We start from the raw sequence: 20,579 nt of genomic DNA, 5'->3' as shown, positions 1-20,579 counted from the left end.
GGAGCATAACGACGCCCTCAGAAGGTTATTCACGCATGTACTCGACCGCATTTCTCGACATCCCGCCACTGCTCAGCGCCGGCGGTACGGTTTCGCTTCCGGGGTCCAAGAGCATTTCCAACCGGGTGCTGCTGCTCGCGGCACTGAGCATGGGCGCCACCGATGTCAAGGATCTGCTCGACTCCGACGACACACGCGTGATGCTCGACGCACTCCGGCAACTGGGCTGCACCATACAGCACCGCGGGGAAGGTCACCTCACTGTCACAGGCATTGGCGGCAAACTTCCTGTCACGAATGCCAAGCTGTTCCTGGGAAATGCAGGCACCGCGATGCGCCCCCTTACCGCCGCACTGGCCTTGCTCGCCAGCGTGCATGGCGGAAGGTTTGAACTCAGTGGTATTGCGCGCATGCACGAGCGCCCGATCGGTGATCTGGTAGAAGCGCTGCGGTCATTGGGATGCCCCGTCGAATATCTGGGCAATGAAGGCTACCCACCATTGGCCGTCGGAAACGGAACCCCTGTGGCGCTGACGCTCGACAAGCCCATCAAGGTCCGCGGCGATGTCTCGAGCCAGTTTTTGACGGCATTGCTTCTGGCTTTGCCACTGGTGAGCTCACTCGGCGACAAAGGCCAGACCATCAAGATTGATGTGGTCGGCGAACTCATCTCCCGCCCCTACATTGAGATCACCCTCAAGCTGCTTTCCCGGTTTGGCGTCAACATTGAGCGAAAGGACTGGTCCCGCTTCGTCATTTCCGCCGGTAGCCGATATCTGTCGCCCGGTGAAATCCCGGTCGAAGGCGATGCATCCTCGGCGAGCTATTTCGTCGCACTCGGCGCCATTGCCCCCGCAACGCCGGGGTACGACGGCGTGACGATTGAAGGGGTGGGCCTGTCATCCATCCAGGGCGACATCCGGTTTGTCGAAGCGGCTCAAGCCATGGGGGCAGAAGTGACCAGCGAGGCCAACCGACTTCATGTTCGCCGTGGCCAGTGGCCACTCAAAGCCATCGACCTTGACTGCAACCACATTCCGGACGCGGCCATGACACTGGCCGTGATGGCGCTCTATGCAGACGGCCCCTCGACGTTGCGCAACATCGCCAGCTGGCGCGTCAAGGAGACGGACCGAATAGCCGCCATGGCCATCGAATGCCGAAAACTGGGCGCCAAGGTCGAGGAAGGCGACGACTTCATTCGCATCACGCCACCGACCGCCTGGTCAACCGCCCCCATCCATACCTACGACGACCACCGTGTCGCCATGTGCTTCTCCCTGGCTGCCTTCAACCCCGCGAGGTTGCCTGTGCGGATCGATGACCCGAAATGCGTCGGAAAGACGTTTCCCGACTACTTTGAAGCCTTGTTCGACATCTGCGAAGCCCGGACGGACGATGTTCCTGTGATCTGTGTGGATGGCCCATCCGCTTCGGGCAAAGGCACACTGGCGGCAGAGCTTGCCACGCGGCTGGGCTATCATCTTCTCGACTCAGGCGCCCTCTACCGTCTGGTAGGCATCGCTGCGCAAAAGCGCCAATGGTCGACCGAGGAAGCAGACCTCCAGCACGAAGCGCACGCTGCTCAAATCGCAGAACTCGCGGCCAATCTCGACGTGCGGTTCACGGCTGAGGCCATTTTCCTGGACAACGAGGACGTCTCCGAGGCCGTCAGAAGCGAAGCGGCCGGCATGGCGGCATCTCGCGTCTCCAGCTTGCCAGAGGTTCGCAAAGCGCTATTTGATTTGCAGCATCAATTCCGGCAATTGCCCGGCCTTGTGGCAGACGGCCGCGACATGGGGACCACCATCTTTCCCAATGCGCCGCTCAAGGTCTACCTCACAGCAGACGCCCGCCAGCGCGCGGAGCGGCGTCATAAGCAATTGATTTCCAAGGGAATTTCTGCTAATATTGATAGTCTTTACGCAGATTTGCTCGCGCGCGACAAGCGGGACTCTTCCCGCCAACACGCGCCACTCAAACCTGCTGAAGATGCCGAGCTGCTGGACAACTCATCGATGACCATTGAAGACTCAGTGGAACAGGTGATGCGCTGGTGGCAAAGCAGGCAACAGGTGTTTGCTTCGAAGTGAAGCGCGGCTTCGCCACGAAACACGCACCTTTTTTCCGACCCAAAGATCCCGCCGGGCCATCAATTGCCCGCAGATCCAAGGGAAATATCAACCAACCCGCGGTTCACGCCGCAACACAACGCCGCATACCTTTCATCATCGGGTGTCGCCTCTTCCAGGGCGAGCGACCTGCGTATGTGGCTTAGGAAATCTCATGTCTGAATCATTTGCTGACCTGTTCGAAGAGTCCCTCAAGCGCGCCGAAATGCGCTCGGGTGAAGTCATTACCGCCGAAGTGGTGCGCATCGAGCACAACCACGTCGTGGTCAATGCCGGCCTCAAGTCTGAAGCCTACATCCCTCTGGCCGAATTCAAGAACGACCAGGGCGAACTCGAAGTACAGGAAGGCGACTTTGTCTCCGTCGCCATCGACTCCGTTGAAAACGGTTTCGGCGACACCCTGCTCTCGCGTGACAAGGCCAAGCGTCTCGCTTCCTGGATGGCCCTCGAAAAGGCCCTGGAATCCGGCGAATTCGTCAACGGCACGACCACCCACAAGGTCAAGGGTGGCCTCAAGGTCATGGTCAACGGTATCAGCGCCTTCCTGCCAGGTTCGCTGGTCGACAACCGTCCCACCAAGGATCTCACGCCCTACGAGGGCAAGACCATGGAGTTCAAGGTCATCAAGCTGGACCGCAAGCGCAACAACGTTGTGCTGAGCCGCCGCGCCGTGATCGAAGCATCCATGGGCGAAGAGCGCGCCAAGCTCCTCGAAACCCTCAAGGAAGGTGCTGTTGTCAACGGTATCGTCAAGAACATCACCGAGTACGGTGCGTTCGTTGACCTCGGTGGCATCGACGGTCTGCTGCACATCACCGACATGGCATGGCGCCGTGTTCGCCATCCGAGCGAAGTGGTGCAAGCCGGCCAGGAAATCACCGCCAAGATCCTCAAGTTCGATCCAGAGCGTCAGCGCGTTTCCCTGGGCCTCAAGCAGCTGGGCGACGATCCATGGATGGGCGTGGCTCGCCGCTACCCACAGAGCACCCGCATGTTCGGCAAGGTCACCAACATCGCCGACTACGGCGCGTTTGTCGAGCTCGAGCCCGGCATCGAAGGTCTGGTGCACGTCTCCGAAATGGACTGGACCAACAAGAACGTTGCGCCTTCCAAGATGGTTTCCCTGGGCGAAGAAGTCGAAGTCATGGTGCTCGACATCGACGAAGAGAAGCGTCGTATCTCCCTGGGCATGAAGCAGTGCCGTGCCAACCCCTGGCACGAGTTCGCCGAGAACACCAAGCGTGGCGACAAGGTCAAGGGCCCGATCAAGTCCATCACCGACTTCGGCGTGTTCGTGGGTCTGGCTGCCGGCATCGACGGCCTGGTTCACCTCTCCGACCTGTCCTGGAACGAGCCCGGCGAAGCTGCCGTGCGCAACTACAAGAAGGGTCAGGACGTTGAGGCCGTGGTTCTGGGCATCGACGTTGAGCGTGAGCGCATCTCCCTGGGCATCAAGCAGCTCGACTCCGATCCGTTCACCACTTTCGTGTCTGTGAACGACAAGGGCTCCATCGTGACCGGCACCGTCAAGACGGTTGACGCCAAAGGTGCCGAGATCGATCTGGGCGAAGAAGTCCTCGGCTACCTGCGCGCCAGCGAAATCAGCACCGACCGTGTTGAAGACGCTCGCAACGTGCTTAAGGAAGGCGACGAAGTCAACGCCGTGGTGGTCAACGTGGACCGCAAGTCGCGCAACATCCAGCTGTCGATCAAGGCCAAGGATGCAGTCGACCAGCAAGAAGCCATGGCCAGCCTGAACCAGAACACTTCCAGCGCTGGTACCACCAGCCTGGGTGCTCTGCTGCGCGCCAAGCTGGACAACAACAACTGATCCTCAAACGATCAGTCGGCCGGCATGCTGACTGGTCCCGAGCCGGGTCCCATTGCGGATCTGGCTCGGCCCCAAGCACTGCCGGCCGTTTGTTTGTTCTCTGCCCAATCTGAATCCAGATGACCCGAAGCGATCTTGTTGAAGTGCTGGCCAGCCGGTTCAGCCAGTTGACTCACCGCGACGCAGAGTTCGCCGTCAAGGCAATTCTGGACGCGATGGGTGACGCCTTGGTCAAGGGCCACCGGATCGAAATCCGTGGCTTCGGCAGTTTTTCCGTCAACCGCCGCTCTCCCCGCGTAGGACGCAACCCGCGCTCTGGCGAGAAAGTGATGATTCCGGAAAAGCGCGTCCCCCATTTCAAGCCGGGCAAGGCCTTGCGTGAAAAGGTGGATGCCCGAACCGCAGAAATGAGAGAAGAACCGCTGCAGAAAACGGCTCCGTCCCCGGATGCCTGACCCTGCCGGTAAAATGCATCCCACCACAGAGGGGATGCCAGTGAAATACCTGATGTGGCTGCTCAACGCAGCCCTTTTTTTTGTACTGTTCGCTTTTGCCTTGAACAACCAGCAGGCGGTCACACTCCACCTGTTCTTCGGCGCCGTATGGGAAGCCCCCATGGTGCTGATCCTGTTCGCGGCGCTACTTGTTGGTGTGGTCATGGGGGCCTTTCTCATGCTGCCCCTCTGGCTCAGAGCCCGGAAACGGCGCCAATCCGAGGTATCGGTCTCACATGAGGCGGACGCTGGATCCAGCCTGATGCCTCTGCCACCACCACACCATGGATCTTGACCTCACCTGGCTGCTCTACAGCCTCCCCATCGCTTTTGTCCTGGGGTGGATCGCCTCACGCCTGGATCTGCGCCAGTGGCGCATCGCAGGCCGCCATGCGCCCAAAGCCTACTTCCGTGGGCTGAACCATTTGCTCAACGAGCAGCAGGACCAGGCGATCGACGCCTTCATCGAAGCCATTCAGGGTGATCCGGAAACGGCTGAATTGCATTTCGCCCTTGGCAACCTGTTCAGGCGAAGGGGTGACTACGACCGCGCGGTTCGAGTGCACGAGCACCTGCTGGCCAGGGCCGATGTGGATGCCAAGGACAGGGAGCGTGCTCAACACGCGCTGGCGCTGGACTTTCTCAAGGCTGGGCTGCTCGACCGTGCAGAAGCCGCGCTCGTGCGACTGGAGGGTACGAGCTTTGAAAGCGATGCCTTGCTGGCCTTGCTGGCGATCTATGAGCGCTCGCGCGACTGGCCTCAGGCCATTCGGGTGGCAGAGAAGCTCGAAGCCAGCAACCAGGGCAGCTTCATCATCCGGCTGGCGCACTATTACTGCGAAGAAGCCGAGTTGGCTGAGCATCAGGGTGAGACCGACAAGGCGCTGGGCCTGATCGCCAAGGTGACGAGCCTCGCCCCTCAAATGGCTCGGGGCTGGATCATGTTGTCTCATCTGCGTACCAGGCAAGGCAACGCGGAAGGCGCCTACGAGGCTTTGATGCGCGTTCGCTCGCAAGCACCGCAAGCCTTGCCGCTCACAGCACATCCACTTACAGAGTTGGCCAAACAGCTGGGCAAGGAGCAGACATTGCGGGAGATCCTGGCAGAGGACAACCAGCGCAGCCTGTCCCTTGACCTGACGGAAGCTTTGGCCGACTTGAGTGGCTCCCAAGACGACGCGAGAGCACACTACCTGGCCCACCTGGAAAAGGAGCCTTCGCTGGTCATGGCCACGCGCTGGCTGCAAGGCGAGACGCTCTCCGACCCACAGGCGCAGGAAAAGGTGCTGGCTGCTCTGCAGCATGCGAGCAGCCCTTTGTTGCGATACCGATGTGCAGCGTGCGGCTTCGAAGCCCGGCAGCACTTCTGGCAATGCCCAGGCTGCCACGGTTGGGATACCTACCCAGCCCGGCGAGTTGAAGAGATCTGAGCGAGAAAAATCAAAGGCGTCGGCAAGGACGCCTTTTCATTTTCAGACACAAGCACTGCCGGCTTAGCTCGGTTGATCTGGCACACCATAGCCACCACCACCAGGGGTCGTGACTTCAATGGCGTCTCCTGCCATCAGCTCCGCCTGCCCGAGATGGCCCAGCGGCTCCACTCCACCGTCTGCGCGATACACCGTGTTCGACCCGGGCTGACCAGCAGCCCCTCCTTGGGCACCAAAAGCCGGGAACCGGCGTCCGTTTGAGAGCACACTGACGGTCATGGGCGACAAGAACTCGATGCACCGCCGGGCTCCTTCGCCACCGTGCCAGCGCCCTTCCCCGCCCGATCCTTGTCGCAGCAAGTGGTAACGCAAACGCACGGGAAAGCGGTGCTCCAGTACCTCGGGGTCGGTCAGGCGAGAGTTGGTCATGTGCGTCTGCACTGCGCTGGTCCCGTGGAATCCACCAACCAGCTGACCGGCTTCATCATGCACGCCGCCGGCACCACTGCCGCCGGCAATGGTCTCGTAGTACTGGTGCGTGGCGTTGCCGAACGTCAGGTTGTTCATGGTGGGCTGCGAACCCGCCATCACGCCCAAAGCGCCATACAGTGCATTGGTCACGCAAGTGGAAGTTTCCACATTGCCGGCGACCACAGCCGCAGGTGGTGAGGGGTTGAGCATGCAGCCTTCAGGGATCACGACCTGCAGCGGTTTGAGGCAGCCTGCGTTGAGCGGGATGTCGTCCCCGACCAGCGTTCGGAACACGTACAGCACGGCTGCCATGCACACGGCCCTGGGTGCATTGAAGTTGTTGTCTGATTGCTGCGGGCTGGTTCCGGTGAAATCGATCACCGCGCTTTCCTGCTCGCCGTCGATGGAGACCGACACGCGAATGCATGCGCCGTTGTCCAGCGGCAATTCGAAACTGCCATCACGCATGCGCCCGGCCAGCGCGCGAATGGCCATCCGCACAGACGCTTCCGCATTGTCCTGAACATGCCCCATATAGGCTTGAACGACGTCCAGTCCATATTGCGCCACCATTCGCCTGAGTTCTTGCGCACCTTTTTCGTTCGCAGCGATCTGGGCATTGAGGTCCGCCAGGTTTTGCGCCGGGTTTCGTGCCGGCCACCGGCCAGATCGCAACAACTCAAGCATGGCTTCTTCGCGCAGCACACCCCGATCAACAAGGCGGAAGTTCTGGATGCGAACGCCCTCTTCCTCAATATCTGAAGAGAAGGGTGGCATCGAGCCCGGTGTGGATCCGCCGATGTCGGCATGGTGCCCGCGACTGCCCAGATAAAACAATGGCACCTGCTGCTCATCCAGGAACACCGGCGTGATCACGGTCACGTCTGGCAGGTGCGTTCCTCCGTGATAGGGGTCGTTCAACACAAAGACGTCGCCTGCATGCATGTCTCCGGCGTTCTCGCGGATGACCGTTCGAATGCTCTCCCCCATCGAGCCCAGGTGTACGGGCATGTGCGGTGCATTGGCAATCAGGTTGCCATCGGCATCGAACAGCGCACAGGAGAAATCAAGCCGCTCCTTGATGTTCACCGAGTGGGCAGTGTTCTGCAGCTGCAAGCCCATCTGCTCGGCGATGTTCATGAACAGGTTGTTGAAGACCTCCAGCAGCACGGGGTCAACTGCTGTCCCTGCAGCATGTCGCACAGGTCGCGCCTCAAAACGCTCGAGCACCAGGTGATCGAGTGCAGTGAGTCTGGCGCGCCAGCCCGGCTCGATGACTGTGGTCGCGTTCTTCTCGGCGATGATGGCGGGTCCGCTCAACACATCGCCGGGCACCATGTCTTCTCTGACCACCAGGGCGGCATCCCGCCATTGCCCTGCGCTGTACATCGCCACGGCGTCCCTGCAAGGCACGTCGCGGCCCGCTGTCTCGCTCAGTCGCGGCTCGGCTGGTGCATCACCCGGCAAGATGGCCTCCACGGAAACAGCTTCAACCACCAGAAGCTTGCCAGGCATCAAAAAGGAAAACCGCTGACTGTACGCGGCCTCGAATCCGGTGCGCAGCGCTTCTACGGACCCCATGGCCACTTCCAGAGAGAGATCACTGCCTTCATACCGAATATGAACCCGACGCTGCACCTCGGGAACCACAGGACTGGCCTGCTGAGCCTGGATCTCTTCCACCGCCTGCTGTGCGAGTGACTTCAGTGTGTCTTCCACCCTGGCCAGGGACGCCTGGTCCAGAACACATTCCAGCGCCTGCTCTTTCATGACGTTCTGGTCCGCCAGGCCCATGCCATAAGCGCTCAGCACACCTGCCAACGGATGCACCAGTACTTTCTCCATACCCAGAGCGTCAGCCACCAGGCAAGCGTGCTGTCCCCCAGCTCCTCCAAAGCACTGAAGGGTGTACCGGGTCACGTCGTAACCTCGGGCCACGGAAATCTTCTTGATGGCATTGGCCATCTGCTGGACGGCTACGTCCACAAATCCTTCGGCCACCGCTTCTGCTGTTCTGCCTGTCGCCTCGGCAAGCATGGCAAATTTCTGGCGCACGACGCTCGCATCCAGTGGCAGGTTCGCTTGCGGCCCAAAAACGCTGGGAAAGTGAGCTGGCTGAACCTTGCCAAGCATCACGTTGGCATCGGTCACGGCCAGCGGTCCGCCTCGCCGATAACATGCGGGCCCGGGATTGGCCCCGGCACTCTCCGGCCCTACGCGAAAACGCGCACCGTCATAGCTCAGAATGGAGCCTCCGCCGGCAGCCACCGTGTGAATGCTCATCATGGGTGCCCGCATGCGCACGCCGGCCACCTGGGTCTCAAACTCGCGCTCGAACACGCCGGCGTAGTGCGACACATCGGTCGATGTACCGCCCATGTCAAAACCGATCACCCTGGAATGTCCCGCCATTTCGGCTGTTCGGGCCATGCCAACAATCCCCCCGGCAGGACCCGAGAGAATGGCATCCTTGCCCTGAAACACATGGGCATCGGTCAGGCCACCCGAGGACTGCATGAACAGCAGGCGAACGCCCGGCATTTCTGCTGCCACCCGATCGACGTAGCGCCTCAGGATGGGCGAAAGGTAGGCATCAACCACTGTGGTGTCACCACGACTGACCATCTTCATCAGCGGACTGGTGCCATGTGAGGTGCTCACCTGCTCGAAGCCCTCTTCCCGGGCGATCCGTGCAGCGGCTTCTTCGTGTGCGGGAAATGCCCAGGCATGCATGAACACGATGGCAACGCTGCGCAGGCCGCCAGCGAACGCGCTGCGTAACGCGGTACGAAGGTCGTCCTCGTCCAGGGAAGTGACAACGGAGCCGTCAGCGCCCATGCGTTCATCGGCCTCGACCACCTGCTGATAGAGCAGCTCCGGCAATACGATATGCCTGTCAAACAGGCGAGGACGATTCTGATACGCGATACGGAGCACATCCCGCATCCCGCGCGTGGTCACGAGCAGGGTGGGCTCACCCTTGCGCTCCAGCAAGGCGTTGGTGGCGACCGTGGTCCCCATCCTGACGCATTCAACTTGCTCCGCAGTGATGGGCTCGCCCGGGGCCAGACCCAAGAGGAACCGAATGCCGGCAACCGCAGCATCGCGGTATTGCTCGGGATTTTCCGACAGGAGCTTGTGCGTCACCAGGCTGCCATCGGGGCACTTGCCCACGATATCAGTGAAGGTGCCTCCACGATCGATCCAGAATTGCCACCGGCGGTCAGATTCAGGGAGATTCGCAGCGCTCATGTCCTGTGTCGGAAAATCGGTTCCATTGCCCGTTATTATTGGACGAAAGTCATCTTCAGCAGGCCCGCAAGTTCATTTTGGCGGGCCTGTGCGTTTTTCGATAAGAAAGCCCTTCCGCCCGTGTTCAAGAATGTGTGTCTTTATCGCCTGCCTGCTGACTGGCAGCCTTCCATTGAGGAAATGGAGCATGCCCTGCAGGCCAACCGGTTTACGCCTTGCGGCGCGACTCAGGAGAAGTCGGTAGGCTGGACCGAGCCACGAGGCGAAGCCCACGGCCCACTGGTCGAGAGCATTGACGGGCAGCGGATCCTGCGCCTGGCCATGGAGACGAAAAGCGTACCAGGAGCCGTGGTGCGCAAGAAGGCTCAGGAAGAAGCAGATCACATCGAAGCCACCACTGGCCGCAAGCCGGGCAAGAAGGAAACGCGTGCGCTCAAGGAAGACGCCCTGCTCGCCCTTTTGCCGCAGGCTTTCGCCAGAGAGAGCTTCACCTGGGTCTGGCTGGACCTGAAGAACGGCTGGCTCGTTGTGGATGCCAGTAGCCAGGGAAAGGTCGATGAGGTCATCTCCGCCCTGGTTGACGCATTCGACGGGCTGCCCATCGCGCCGGTCCACACAGCCATGACGCCACAGACCGCCATGTCCAACTGGTTGCTGGCAGAGTCTCTCGACGATTTGCCCGGCGCCTTCTGCGTAGAGCGCGAGTGCGAACTCAAGAGCAACGATGAGGAACGCTCGGCCGTGAAGTTCACACGCCACAATCTGGCCACTGATGAAGTGCGCCAGCACATTCGTGAGGGCAAACTACCGACTCGACTGGCATTGAGCTGGGAAGGCCGCATCGGTTTTGTCTTGACCGAATCCATGCAGCTCAAGAAGGTGGCGTTCTTGGAAGGTGTTTTCGAGGACCGCGTGCAGATGGACGGCGATGACAGCGGCTTCGACACCGACGTCGCACTGTCTACCGGAGAGTTGCGCCAGCTCATTCCCGCACTGATCGAGGCACTGGAAGGCGAAATTTCCGCTGAAGATGCGCTGGCTGCTGCCACCGCCTCGGCCAAGGCCAACGCGCAGCCTGCGCCCAGTGGTAAGGTACATTCTCAGGTAACGTCCTCAGACGACACGACTGAAGCTCCTTTTTGACGCTTGCCAGGCCGTCTGATCCGCATCACGCCAACGCATTTGTCCCATGAACAATGTCATTGCCATTTGCCTGGGCGCCTCCATCGGGGCGCTTTCACGCTGGAGACTGGGCGTCTGGCTCAACCAGGGCCATGCGCTGCTGCCCTGGGGCACGATGGCTGCCAACTGGATTGGCGCCTATGCGATTGGCCTGGCTGTGGTGTTCTTTCAAAGCCAGGTACAACTCGATCCCGCCTGGCGCCTGGCGATCATCACCGGACTGCTGGGCGCGCTGACCACTTTCTCCACTTTCTCCGTGGAGACCGTGGCCATGCTTCAACACGGAAAAATCACCCTGGCCGTTGGCAATGCCGCATTGCATTTGCTGGGTTCGCTCTTGCTCACCTGGGCGGGTATCCGCACCGGAACTGCCCTCTTCGGCGCACCAGCCGTTTGAACGCCCACAGCTGTCCCTTCCTGGGGTCAGCGCTCAGCCCTTGACCATGGCGCCGGTGCCGTCCTGTACCTGAACGGTCATCGGTATGCCTTGCTGCACGCTCATCGATACGGTACAGAATGCTTCAAACTGCTCGAGGATGCGCTCAAAGTGCTCCAGCTCTGCTGCCGGCTTGCCAAGCTCCAGCCGAACTGTCACGGCCTGAATGCGCAAGCGCTTGTCCTCATTGCGCCCCACATCGGCCGTCGCCACGGCTCTGAGCGTTCCAGGGTCCTGCTTGAACTTCTGCAGGGCAAACAGCAGGCTTGCACTCAGACAGTTGGCCAGCGCGGCCAGCAACAGCTGGTTGGGTGCGGGCCCGGCTTTCTCGCCCAAAGGGGGTGGCTCGTCTGTCAGCAACTGCGGTATGGTTTCGCCAAAGTCGACGGAAAACTGGTAACCCGACTGACGCGTGATGGTGACGACGGCACTCTCGCTGCTCATAAAGAAGGCTCCTGTTTCTCAAAAGACCAACCCGATAGGCACGGGCATCGAATCATCTTAAGCGCTGATCAGACCTGAACCATGACAGACATCAACAATGGCAAAGCATCCTTCTTGCCATCGGCATCGGCATCGGCATCGGACAGCCTTCTCGACCATTTGAGCCAGCTCGAATGCCGTTTGCATCACCCGGGAGAGTGGTTGTCCCGGGATCAGATCGACGAACTGCTGCATCCTGATTTCCACGAAGTCGGCCGCTCGGGGGCCCCTTATTGCCGAGAGACAGTGATCCGGTTTCTCTCCAGCCTGACAGCTCGCCCAGACGTCGTCTCTGATGCCTTCAGGCTGACACTCATCGATCCCTCGACCGCCTTGCTGCACTTCCGGTCGGCCGAACGCGTCAAGGAAAAGGACTCGGGCTCGTCATGGAGCCGCCACGCCTTACGTTGCTCTCTGTGGGTGCGAGAAGGTTCGGCCTGGCGCTTGCGCTATCACCAGGCCACGCCAGCTGCCGAGCCGTTTATGCCTGCAGCAAGTGAGAAATAGCTAGCCGCCACCACGCTGAATGGTCAGGTCAAACGGTTTCATGAAGGCCAGACGCTGCGCTTCGTCCAGCCCCTCAAAGGCAAACCGCACCAGCAGGCGCTTCATGACCAGCAATGCGATACGACGCTCTGGAAGAGGCGTCCAGCTGATTTCCAGCTGTCCACTGCCGATTTCGACCACAAATGCCCCATCCGGGCGCCTCTGCCAAGGGTGGTCACCGATGGCCCGGGGCATCGCAGCGACCCACTCGGCTTCACTCGTGCCCATATCGCGTTCAAAGACTTCTGGATAGAACGACTGCATGTTTGCGCTGGAAAATGGTCGTCGGGTATCTCAATAACGGCACTCAGCCACTGAACTCAAGCTGCGGTGAATCTTCATTGCCGAGTCCTGGCGGCTGGGCGACTAGCCGCCAGCGATGGGAGGCCAGATGGCCAGGACATCGCCCTCCGTGAGGGTCGCGCTGCCCCTGTCTTCAGGAGCAATGTACTTGCCGTTGACCAGGACCAGGTGAACCAGCTTGAGTGGCAGGCCAAACGGCTCGATGATCTGCATGATGGTCGCGTCGGGGGCGACATCCATCTCCACCTGATTGGCCGTTCGGGCCTCTGGTGGCAGGTAGTCTGTCAGTGTTGCGAACAGTTTGAAAGTGATCTTCATGATGACGCCATTGTCACGAAAATGAAAAGGCCTCTTGCCCTGGCAGGTCAAGAGGCCGGCAAGAAAGGCGGAGTAGGTTCAAGCCCTGCATCCGCACATGCCAGAATCAGCCGCGGCGGCGCTCGTCGTTGGCTCCGCTCCAGTGCCCCTGTCCCTGGGCAGCCGCGAGGTATGCATCCATGAGGCGGGTCGGGTCTTCCATGAGCTTGTCTTTCCACTCACCCAGTTTGACTTGACCTTCGACCAGGCCGCGCATCACGCCAACGTGATCCGTCCATCCCACGCTGTTGCAACCCACCATGACGTCGCCATCGAACTGAAGACTGAGGTGCTTGTTGGCGGCCTTGTCTGTCAGCTCGACGTGCTGGCCACCTTCAACGCCTTCCCAGTTACCGAAGCTGGTGGAAATCAGGCCCAGTGTATCGAGCACGTTGATGAGCGTCACGCCATTGAGCGAGGCACTCTGACCCACCATGTTCAGTGCAGCCACACGTGCCTGCTCAGCGGCGTTGGGCTGAATGGCGCTGACCAGCGCCTTGCCGGAGACCTTGTCAAAGGCTTCGGCACAATCGCCGGCGGCGTAGATACCTTCCACGTTGGTCTGCATGCGGTCGTCGGTGAGGACACCCACCATGCAACGCACGCCAGAGTTCTCGAGGAAGTCGACATTCGGCTTCACGCCAGTGGCGCTGATCACCAGATCGGCCGCCAGCGTCTCGCCGGTGGACAGGCGCACGGCCATTCCACCGCCCGCGGCGGGCATGGCCGATCCACCACCAAGACCCACGGCATTGGCGATCTTGCCCAGCAGGCCCTGCGACTTCTCGCCCGACTGGCCACCTCGCTCGATGGCTTCCACCTTTGCGCTGGTGTAGACCTTGACGCCCTTTTCTTCACACCAGTCCTTGATCATGCCGCCAGCCATGGGGCCCATCATGCGTGGCACCATGCGGTCACCCATCTCGACGACGGACAGTTCGACGCCGCGCTGCTGCAAAGCTTCCATGATGATGCAGCCGATGAAGCCGGCACCCATCTGCAGCACTTTGGCGCCAGGCTTGGCCAGATCGGCAATGGCGCGGGCATCTGCCAGCGTCCAGCAGCTGTGCACACCAGGACCGTTGATACCGGGAATGGGTGGCGTGTTGGGGCGCGATCCGGTGGCGATGAGCAGCTTGTCGAACGACAGCGACTTGCCGTCGCTGAGCTCGATGTGGCGCTTGCCTGCATCGACATTCTTGGCCCAGACGCCTTTCAGCACTTTGACATTGAGTTTGTCAAAGTGCCCTGCGGTGTGGCGCAGGTGAGTGCCTTCTTCGCCCACCTTGCCAATGAGCAGGTAGGGAATGGCCATACGGGAGTACGGCGCTTCGTTTTCCTCACCCACAACGGTGATTTCGTCGTGAGGAGCATGTTTGCGAATGGTTTCCGCTGCAATGACGCCGGCAGGACCGGCGCCGAGAATGACGTGATGGGTCATGTTCAAACCTCTTGGCAAGCCGTCATTTCGACGGCTGGCGCCCCGGTGCGGGGCGATACTTTCACAAAAGGGAGCGCTTCAATATTGCAACTGAAGCCTCTCTCTCGCATCCCAAAGAGAAAGCGGCCACAGGGGACCGCTTTGCTCCTTTCGAGGCGTCCCCGGATCAGAGACCCAGGCGCTGCTTCGTCTCCGCCGTTGGACGGCCTTCTGCATCCCAGCCACGAGCATCGTAGTACTTGGGCAGCATCTCGCCGAGCTTGCTGACGGAGCCCTTGCCAGGACCCGTCTTGGCGGCTTCGGTCAGCAGACGCTTGGGCAGGTTGTCGTCGGCCTTGGTGAAGCCGGCAGCGTTGTTGAACTCACGCTCCATGTTCCAGATGCGCTCACCGATGTGGGCCAGGTGCTCCATGGTGTATTCGTCGCCACAAGCAGCCTGCACCTGTGGTGCCACGTCAGCCAGCGTCCAAGCGAAGCTGGTGAAGATGCAGATGCCGGCGGAGTCGAACGCAGCGGTAGCGTCCTGGAAGGCTTTGACCAGCTCTGGCTTGCCTTCGCTCTCGGTAGGCTCGGTCTTGACCGGAATGCCCAGCACTTCGGATGCGATGGTGTAGCCGCGCAGGTGGCAGGCGCCGCGGTTGGAGGTGGCATAAGCCAGACCAATGCCCTGGATCACGCGACCGTCATAGGCCGGGAATTCCTGGCCCTTGACGCTCATGGACAGATCAGGCTGGCCGTACTTCTGGGTCAGGCGCTTGGAGCCCATGCCGATTTCCTTGCCGAAACCTTCGCCCTTGGCCGTCATCATGGCCAGTTCGCACAGCGCCTTGGCAGAGCCGAATGGTGCTTCGATACCGATCTGCTCTTTGGAGAGCACGCCCATTTCGTACATTTCCATCACGGCACCGATGGTGGCACCGAAGGAAATGGGGTCCATGCCTTCTTCGTTACAGATGAGGTTGGCGAACTGGAGGGCTTCCAGGTCGTTGACGCCGTTGGCTGCGCCCAGTGCCCATGCTGCTTCGTACTCCAGACCGCCGGAAGCGCCCCAGTACTCTGGCTTGTTCTGCACCGAGAAGTGGCCTTCGTCGATCTTGGAGATACGGCCGCAAGCGATGGTGCAGCCGAAGCAGGCCTGATTGGTCACCAGGTGCTTCTTGCCATCGGTCGCGCGTGGCGTGGCCATGGCTTCAGCAGAGATGTCCTTGGCGCCTTCGAACTGAACGTCGCGGTGGTTGCGCGTTGGCAGGCCACCGACTTCGTTGATCACGTTCATCAGAACCTGAGTGCCATATGTGGGCAGGCCCTGACCGGTCACAGCGTTGTCTGCCAGCACTTTCTTGGCAGCTTTGGCAGCAGCCATGAATGCCTTGGGGTCACGCACGTTGCCGACACCCTTGGTGCCGCGCACAGCGATGGCCTTGAGGTTCTTGGCGCCCATGACGGTGCCCACGCCCGAGCGGCCAGCCGCGCGGTGCAGGTCGTTCACGACGGCAGCGTAGAGCACGCCGTTTTCGCCAGCCTTGCCAATGGACGAAATGCGCAGCAGCGGATCCTGCAGGCTGGTCTTGAGAGACTCTTCCGTCTTCCACACGCTCTGGCCCCACAGGTGGGAGGCGTCGCGCAGCTCTGCAACATCGTCGTTGATGTAGAGGTAAACCGGCTTGGCCGACTTGCCTTCGAAGATGATCATGTCCCAGCCGGCCATCTTCAGCTCGGCACCCCAGTAACCACCGGAGTTGGAGCAGGCAATGGCACCGGTCAAGGGGCCTTTGGTGACGACGGTGTAACGGCCACCGGTGGAGGCCATCGTGCCGGTCAGAGGGCCCGTGGCCCAGATGATCTTGTTCTCATCGGACAGGGGATCGACTTTGGGATCGATTTCGCTGATGAGGTATTTGGAGGCCAGACCGCGCGAACCCAGGTAGGCTTTGGCCCACTCCATGTTCAGCGGTTCGGATTTGACAGTGCCTTCCGTCAGATTGACGCGGAGGATTTTTCCAGCCCAAGACATATAAGTTTCTCCTTTGGTCGCGTCGGGTTCAGGCAGCAGCAGGCTGGTTGCCCAGCTTGTCGGCCCATTCTTTCATCTTGTCCATACCGGACCAGTTGGCATCAATAAAGGTGATGGCACCGGTCGGGCAAGCATCTGCACAGGCTGGCTCGCCGCCACACAGATCGCACTTCTGGACTTTGCCAGTCTCCTGCACGTAGTTGATCGTGCCGAACGGGCAGCTGATCGTGCAGACCTTGCAACCCACGCAAGTGGTCTCGTCGACCACCTTGGCGCCAGTGCTGGCATCAACGGTGATGGCCTCCACTGGACAGGCATGCAGACACCAGGCTTCGTCGCACTGGGTACAGGTGTAAGGCACTTTCTTTCCCGTGTGATGGAAGTCAAACACCTTGATGCGCGACTTGGACGTCGCATAGGTGTCGTAGTTCTCAAACGAGCAAGCCATTTCACACTGCAGGCAGCCTGTGCACTTGTCCGGGTTGATGTGGAGGGTTTTTTGCATTGATGGTCTCCAGTCGTGGGTACTAGCTTCGAAAAGCTTATGTATCGATATGCATAGCATTGTCACTCCAGCTGATGTCCAAATGCAAAGGGTTATCCCTAGATAAAACACATCACAAGGGCTTATTCTCACTATGAGACACAGGCTCCGTCACACCTCTTTGCCTGACCTGAAGACCGACCTTTATGGCACCACTTGCTCTGGCCCGCGCAGGCATTGACGACATGCCCTGATTGAAGTCCTCACCTCTGCGCAATACCGGCGGAATCAAGACCGGCGGCGACCGGGCTGTGGGAGGGGTGGCAGTGCGTCACGTCGTCAAACCGTGTCAATATGTGACACTTCGGGGTGCAGTGAACGTCCGTTATGCATCGAAATGCGCTGGCTTCGACCCCTGTCAATGTCGGCCTGGCCCCGACGGGCATCTCTCGCGTCGTTGGTGGACCCCCGACCTGTACCGCAGTGCGGTACCAGCCATATGTGGTTCTCCTCATAGCATGAGCCCAATGAATGACTTGCTTCCCGCGCTGCGATTTCCAGCAGACAGAACATACCCACGCTGCAGGGCAGCAAATCGACCGTCTGTCCGGCACCGGCCTGCTGCGGTCACATTTCTTTGTTTTGGCACATGAATTGCTCAAACCCTGCAGGCACACAGGCCCGCAGACGTGCAACCGCGCTTCTGAGCCCTGCATTCATACGCCACATGGCGATGAGTCGCCCCACGAGAAACAGCACAACAACCAGAGACAGGATGCCCCTCATGCGATCAGGCGCTAGCGCACCTGATTGGGCCTGAGGAGGCTTCACCGAGCAAAGCGAGACATGGCAAACACTGCGACTACCCGCCCCACTGCCGACGGCCAGCAACGTCTGGCGCTGATCGAGCGCGCCCGCCACAACGTGCTGCAAAGCCGCAGCGAGATGGCCTCACCCTGGCTATCGCCCCCTATCGAGCGGTCCTGGCGGCGCTGCCTGTCCATGGGGCTGGAGCCTCATCGCCGAGTGGTGTTCGAGGAAGTGGGCGCCTCTGGCAAACGCCAGATCGTTGAGCGAAATCAGGCGCTGCTGGAGGCTGCAACTCCAGTCATTGGCTCGCTCAGTCGCGCCATGCTCCATTCACGGTATTTCGCGCTACTCACTGACGCACAGGGCGTGGTCATCGACGTCAATGGCCCGGTCGACCGGCACAATGCCCAGGCTTCGTCCATCGCTCGAGTCGGCGTCGATCTGTCTGAAAAGGCCGTGGGCACCACTGCCATTGGCACCTGCCTGACCGAGCAGGAAGCGGTGTGGTTGCACAGGGGGGAGCACTTTTTTGAAGACAACAGTGTCTATAGCTGCGCTGGCGCGCCGATCTGGGGGCCGGACGGCAATTGCGTAGGCATGCTTGACCTCACCGGCATCAATGTTCAGGAGCAGCCTGCGCTCAAGCACCTGGTAACCCAGTCTGCGCGCAGCATTGAAAACGCCATGACCCTGTCTCGCCCGCACAAAATGCTGCTGCGGCTGAACTGGCCTGGCCGGGTGTTGGGTGACGACAATGACGGTCTCATCGGCGTTGATGGCGACGGTCTGGTGGTTGCGATGAACCGCCCGGCGAGCGAGATGCTGGGGCTCATGCCAGGCATCGGCCAAACACACTGTGACGACGTGTTCGCTGTCCCGAGCCAGCAACTGTTTGACGCGGCATCGCGTCAGCAAAGCGCCTTTGAGGCACCGCTCTGGTCTGGCCTGCGCTTGCAGGTCCTGGCACAAACATCCAAGCCGGCGACCGGGCGCTCGCGCTCGTGTGGCACTGCCCGCCATGCTGTGCCGTTGCGCGATGTCGAAACCGCCATGATCCGAAAGGCAGTGGAGGATGCTCGCGGCAACGTCATGGAAGCGGCCAGAACACTGGGAATCAGCAGGGCCACGGTGTACCGGCGTTTGAACCGTGCCAAATCCGGCAACTGAGTCGCCGACACACGCCCATCAAACAAAAAAAGCCACGGGTCATGCACCGTGGCTTTTTTGCTTTTCTGTCCACGCGGCGCGATGCACGCTATCCGCATCGCACCGGACATCCAACCATCAAGGCGCTGTCAGCGTCAGATGGTGTTCCTTGAAGATGGCCAACAACTCGCCCGAGGCCTGAAGCTCCCGCAAGGCGGCATCGAGTGCCAGTCCAAGTTCTTTGTTCTTGGACTTGATCGCCATGCCGATCGGCCAGCCACGCGTGGGCATGCCACCCATCGTCACCTGCGAAAGCGCAAAGTTCTCGCGCCCTTCCTTCACATTGGCGAGCACGGCTTCAGCCTGTGCACGGGTAATGAACGACGCTGCCGCCTTTCCGTCCACCACCGCCTGAGCGGCATCCACACCTGTATTGAGGATGGACACCTGCTCGCGCAGCATGCCTCCGCCATGTCCGAGCAGCATGCTGGCGGTGCCTGCACCTCGTTCAGCGGTGAGCTTGAAGCCCTTGAGGTCTTCCGGGTGGGTGACCTTTTCAATCTTGCGCAGATCGTGCAAAACCACTGGCTGCTCGCGCATGTATGCGCCGAAGATCATGGTCTGCGGGTTTTCGTCGACGAGATAGCGGTCGACGGGCACATGCATCATGACGTCTGCCGGGCCAAAGCCCAGGTAGTGGCCCTTCCACACCATGTTGCGAAGGTCGTCATGCATGTTTTCGTCTGCATAGAAAGGCAGCAGCTGCATGCGAAGACCCAGTTTGTCGGCCAGGGCCTTGCCGATGCTCACGTCCAGACCTTTGACGTTGCCATCCTTGCCGTCGGAAAAAGGCGCAAAGTCTTTATAGACCGCCACCTTCAGTACGCCGCTGGCTTTGACCTTATCAAGGTCCATCAGCTCTTCTTCGGCCTGGGCGAGGCCTGTGAGCCCCATGCCCAGGAACAACAGGGCAGAAAATTCGACAGCTTTGCGGCGTGACAGCGCACCCATGGCGCCTCGAAGAGTGGAAAGGATCATTCGATGTCTCCTGTTGTGATGGCTCGCTGCACGCGAGCTCTGCAGTGGTTCAAGTCTAATGTGGATCGCCGGGCTCGAGCCAGGTTCACCGGAAGTGACAAGAAAAACAGGGCACCGCAAAGTGCCCTGAAGTCAATGCCGAGAACTCGCCATCACTCGGTAGGTCGACGGGTTTCGAGGTAGGTACGGATGGACCAGACGGCTTCCTGGCTCAGGATGCCCTCGAACGGAGGCATGTAGACGCGACCATCGCGGGTACGGCCACGGCGGACCGTGGCGATGTAGTAGGCATCCATTTCAGCGAAGCACTCTTTCTTGGCTTCCGCGTCAGCGAAGTCACTGCATTCGCTGTCAAGCTTGCGCAGGTCTGGCGCAATACCGCCGGAAATGGCTTCCAGGCCGTGGCAACGGGCGCAGTTCTGGTTGTACGCCGACGTACCAATGCGCAGCGCTTCCTTGCGCGCGTCGCTTTTCTCGTCGTAGGGGTTGCTCGTGCGCCATTCTTCGCCAAGTTGAGGCAGCGTGGACGTGTCGACCGACTGAGGGGTCACGTCGCCGTGGGCCAGCGCGGCAGCAGAAAAGCCGGCGGCAAGAGCGACAGTCAGGGTCGCTCGCAAGGCACGAGCAGAAATGGGCGAGAAGAAGGATTTCATCGGGGTGTCTCCGTTATGCATTCATCTGTCAAAACAAAAGGGATGCACCCTGTTTGCAAAAAGCAGGCCACCCCCT

General features: G+C 60.4%; 18 protein-coding genes. 9 read left to right on the top strand and 9 right to left on the bottom strand.

The features are described 5' to 3' along the window. The first annotated feature begins 35 nt into the window (after window positions 1-35). From ABWV89_RS01965 to lapB, 5 genes are all read left to right on the top strand, one after another. The gene (locus ABWV89_RS01965) at window positions 36-2,093 is read left to right on the top strand and encodes a bifunctional 3-phosphoshikimate 1-carboxyvinyltransferase/cytidylate kinase (RefSeq protein ID WP_353393684.1); all 2,058 of its coding nucleotides are present in this window, start codon (window positions 36-38) and stop codon (window positions 2,091-2,093) included. A 193-nt stretch (window positions 2,094-2,286) separates the two neighbouring features. Next, the gene (gene rpsA, locus ABWV89_RS01960) at window positions 2,287-3,963 is read left to right on the top strand and encodes a 30S ribosomal protein S1 (protein ID WP_353393683.1); all 1,677 of its coding nucleotides are present in this window, start codon (window positions 2,287-2,289) and stop codon (window positions 3,961-3,963) included. 119 nt (window positions 3,964-4,082) lie between these two features. Beyond that, complete coding sequence (locus ABWV89_RS01955) at window positions 4,083-4,418, top strand: integration host factor subunit beta (RefSeq protein WP_353393681.1); 336 nt, start codon at window positions 4,083-4,085, stop codon at window positions 4,416-4,418. A 34-nt stretch (window positions 4,419-4,452) separates the two neighbouring features. After that, the gene (locus ABWV89_RS01950; protein WP_353393679.1) at window positions 4,453-4,752 is read left to right on the top strand and encodes a LapA family protein; all 300 of its coding nucleotides are present in this window, start codon (window positions 4,453-4,455) and stop codon (window positions 4,750-4,752) included. Beyond that, the gene (gene lapB / locus ABWV89_RS01945; RefSeq protein ID WP_353393677.1) at window positions 4,742-5,887 is read left to right on the top strand and encodes a lipopolysaccharide assembly protein LapB; all 1,146 of its coding nucleotides are present in this window, start codon (window positions 4,742-4,744) and stop codon (window positions 5,885-5,887) included. Before ABWV89_RS01950 ends, lapB begins: the two co-directional genes overlap by 11 nt. A gap of 63 nt (window positions 5,888-5,950) precedes the next feature. Here lapB and ABWV89_RS01940 read toward each other — a convergent pair whose 3' ends face one another. Further along, a complete protein-coding gene (locus tag ABWV89_RS01940) occupies window positions 5,951-9,610 on the bottom strand; it encodes a hydantoinase B/oxoprolinase family protein (protein WP_353393675.1) in 3,660 nt (1,219 codons plus the stop codon). 120 nt (window positions 9,611-9,730) lie between these two features. Here ABWV89_RS01940 and ABWV89_RS01935 point away from each other — a divergent pair, with 120 nt between their 5' ends. Together ABWV89_RS01935 and crcB are read left to right on the top strand one after the other, a co-directional pair. After that, the gene (locus ABWV89_RS01935; protein WP_353393673.1) at window positions 9,731-10,753 is read left to right on the top strand and encodes a recombination-associated protein RdgC; all 1,023 of its coding nucleotides are present in this window, start codon (window positions 9,731-9,733) and stop codon (window positions 10,751-10,753) included. A 46-nt stretch (window positions 10,754-10,799) separates the two neighbouring features. Further along, window positions 10,800-11,189, top strand: a complete 390-nt coding sequence (gene crcB / locus ABWV89_RS01930) for a fluoride efflux transporter CrcB (protein WP_353393671.1) — start codon at window positions 10,800-10,802, stop codon at window positions 11,187-11,189. 33 nt (window positions 11,190-11,222) lie between these two features. Here the strand turns inward: crcB and ABWV89_RS01925 are convergent, their stop codons facing one another. After that, window positions 11,223-11,672 carry an OsmC family protein gene (locus ABWV89_RS01925; protein ID WP_353393669.1) on the bottom strand — a complete coding sequence of 150 codons (450 nt, stop codon included), beginning with the start codon at window positions 11,670-11,672 and terminating at the stop codon, window positions 11,223-11,225. Window positions 11,673-11,753: 81 nt separating this feature from the next. Between ABWV89_RS01925 and ABWV89_RS01920 the strand changes: the two genes are divergently transcribed. After that, the gene (locus tag ABWV89_RS01920) at window positions 11,754-12,218 is read left to right on the top strand and encodes a nuclear transport factor 2 family protein (RefSeq protein ID WP_353393667.1); all 465 of its coding nucleotides are present in this window, start codon (window positions 11,754-11,756) and stop codon (window positions 12,216-12,218) included. On the opposite strand, the gene ABWV89_RS01915 is transcribed toward ABWV89_RS01920, so the two are convergent. The 5 genes from ABWV89_RS01915 to ABWV89_RS01895 form a co-directional block, all read right to left on the bottom strand. Continuing rightward, window positions 12,219-12,521, bottom strand: a complete 303-nt coding sequence (locus ABWV89_RS01915) for a hypothetical protein (protein ID WP_353393665.1) — start codon at window positions 12,519-12,521, stop codon at window positions 12,219-12,221. A 102-nt stretch (window positions 12,522-12,623) separates the two neighbouring features. Next, window positions 12,624-12,878 carry a sulfur carrier protein ThiS gene (thiS, locus tag ABWV89_RS01910; protein WP_353393663.1) on the bottom strand — a complete coding sequence of 85 codons (255 nt, stop codon included), beginning with the start codon at window positions 12,876-12,878 and terminating at the stop codon, window positions 12,624-12,626. Between the two features lie 106 nt (window positions 12,879-12,984). Then, window positions 12,985-14,358 (bottom strand): NAD(P)/FAD-dependent oxidoreductase, encoded by a 1,374-nt coding sequence (locus ABWV89_RS01905; RefSeq protein WP_353393661.1) that lies wholly within the window; start codon window positions 14,356-14,358, stop codon window positions 12,985-12,987. 166 nt (window positions 14,359-14,524) lie between these two features. Further along, entirely contained in the window at window positions 14,525-16,372 is a 1,848-nt protein-coding gene (locus ABWV89_RS01900) for an aldehyde ferredoxin oxidoreductase family protein (RefSeq protein ID WP_353393659.1), read from the bottom strand. A 28-nt stretch (window positions 16,373-16,400) separates the two neighbouring features. Beyond that, the gene (locus tag ABWV89_RS01895) at window positions 16,401-16,877 is read right to left on the bottom strand and encodes a 4Fe-4S dicluster domain-containing protein (RefSeq protein WP_353393657.1); all 477 of its coding nucleotides are present in this window, start codon (window positions 16,875-16,877) and stop codon (window positions 16,401-16,403) included. Window positions 16,878-17,702: 825 nt separating this feature from the next. Here ABWV89_RS01895 and ABWV89_RS01890 point away from each other — a divergent pair. Beyond that, the gene (locus tag ABWV89_RS01890; RefSeq protein WP_353393655.1) at window positions 17,703-18,833 is read left to right on the top strand and encodes a helix-turn-helix domain-containing protein; all 1,131 of its coding nucleotides are present in this window, start codon (window positions 17,703-17,705) and stop codon (window positions 18,831-18,833) included. A gap of 117 nt (window positions 18,834-18,950) precedes the next feature. Here ABWV89_RS01890 and ABWV89_RS01885 read toward each other — a convergent pair whose 3' ends face one another. Together ABWV89_RS01885 and pedF are read right to left on the bottom strand one after the other, a co-directional pair. Then, window positions 18,951-19,850 carry a substrate-binding periplasmic protein gene (locus ABWV89_RS01885; protein WP_353393653.1) on the bottom strand — a complete coding sequence of 300 codons (900 nt, stop codon included), beginning with the start codon at window positions 19,848-19,850 and terminating at the stop codon, window positions 18,951-18,953. A 152-nt stretch (window positions 19,851-20,002) separates the two neighbouring features. Then, window positions 20,003-20,503, bottom strand: coding sequence for a cytochrome c-550 PedF (gene pedF, locus ABWV89_RS01880; protein ID WP_353393651.1), 501 nt, complete (start codon window positions 20,501-20,503; stop codon window positions 20,003-20,005). Window positions 20,504-20,579 lie beyond the last annotated feature (76 nt).

Origin of the sequence: Hydrogenophaga sp. 5NK40-0174, from assembly GCF_040372165.1 — a bacterium.
Taxonomy (GTDB): Bacteria; Pseudomonadota; Gammaproteobacteria; order Burkholderiales; family Burkholderiaceae_C; genus Hydrogenophaga.
Note: the sequence above shows the minus strand (reverse complement) of the source record. Positions and strands in the feature narration are given on the sequence as shown.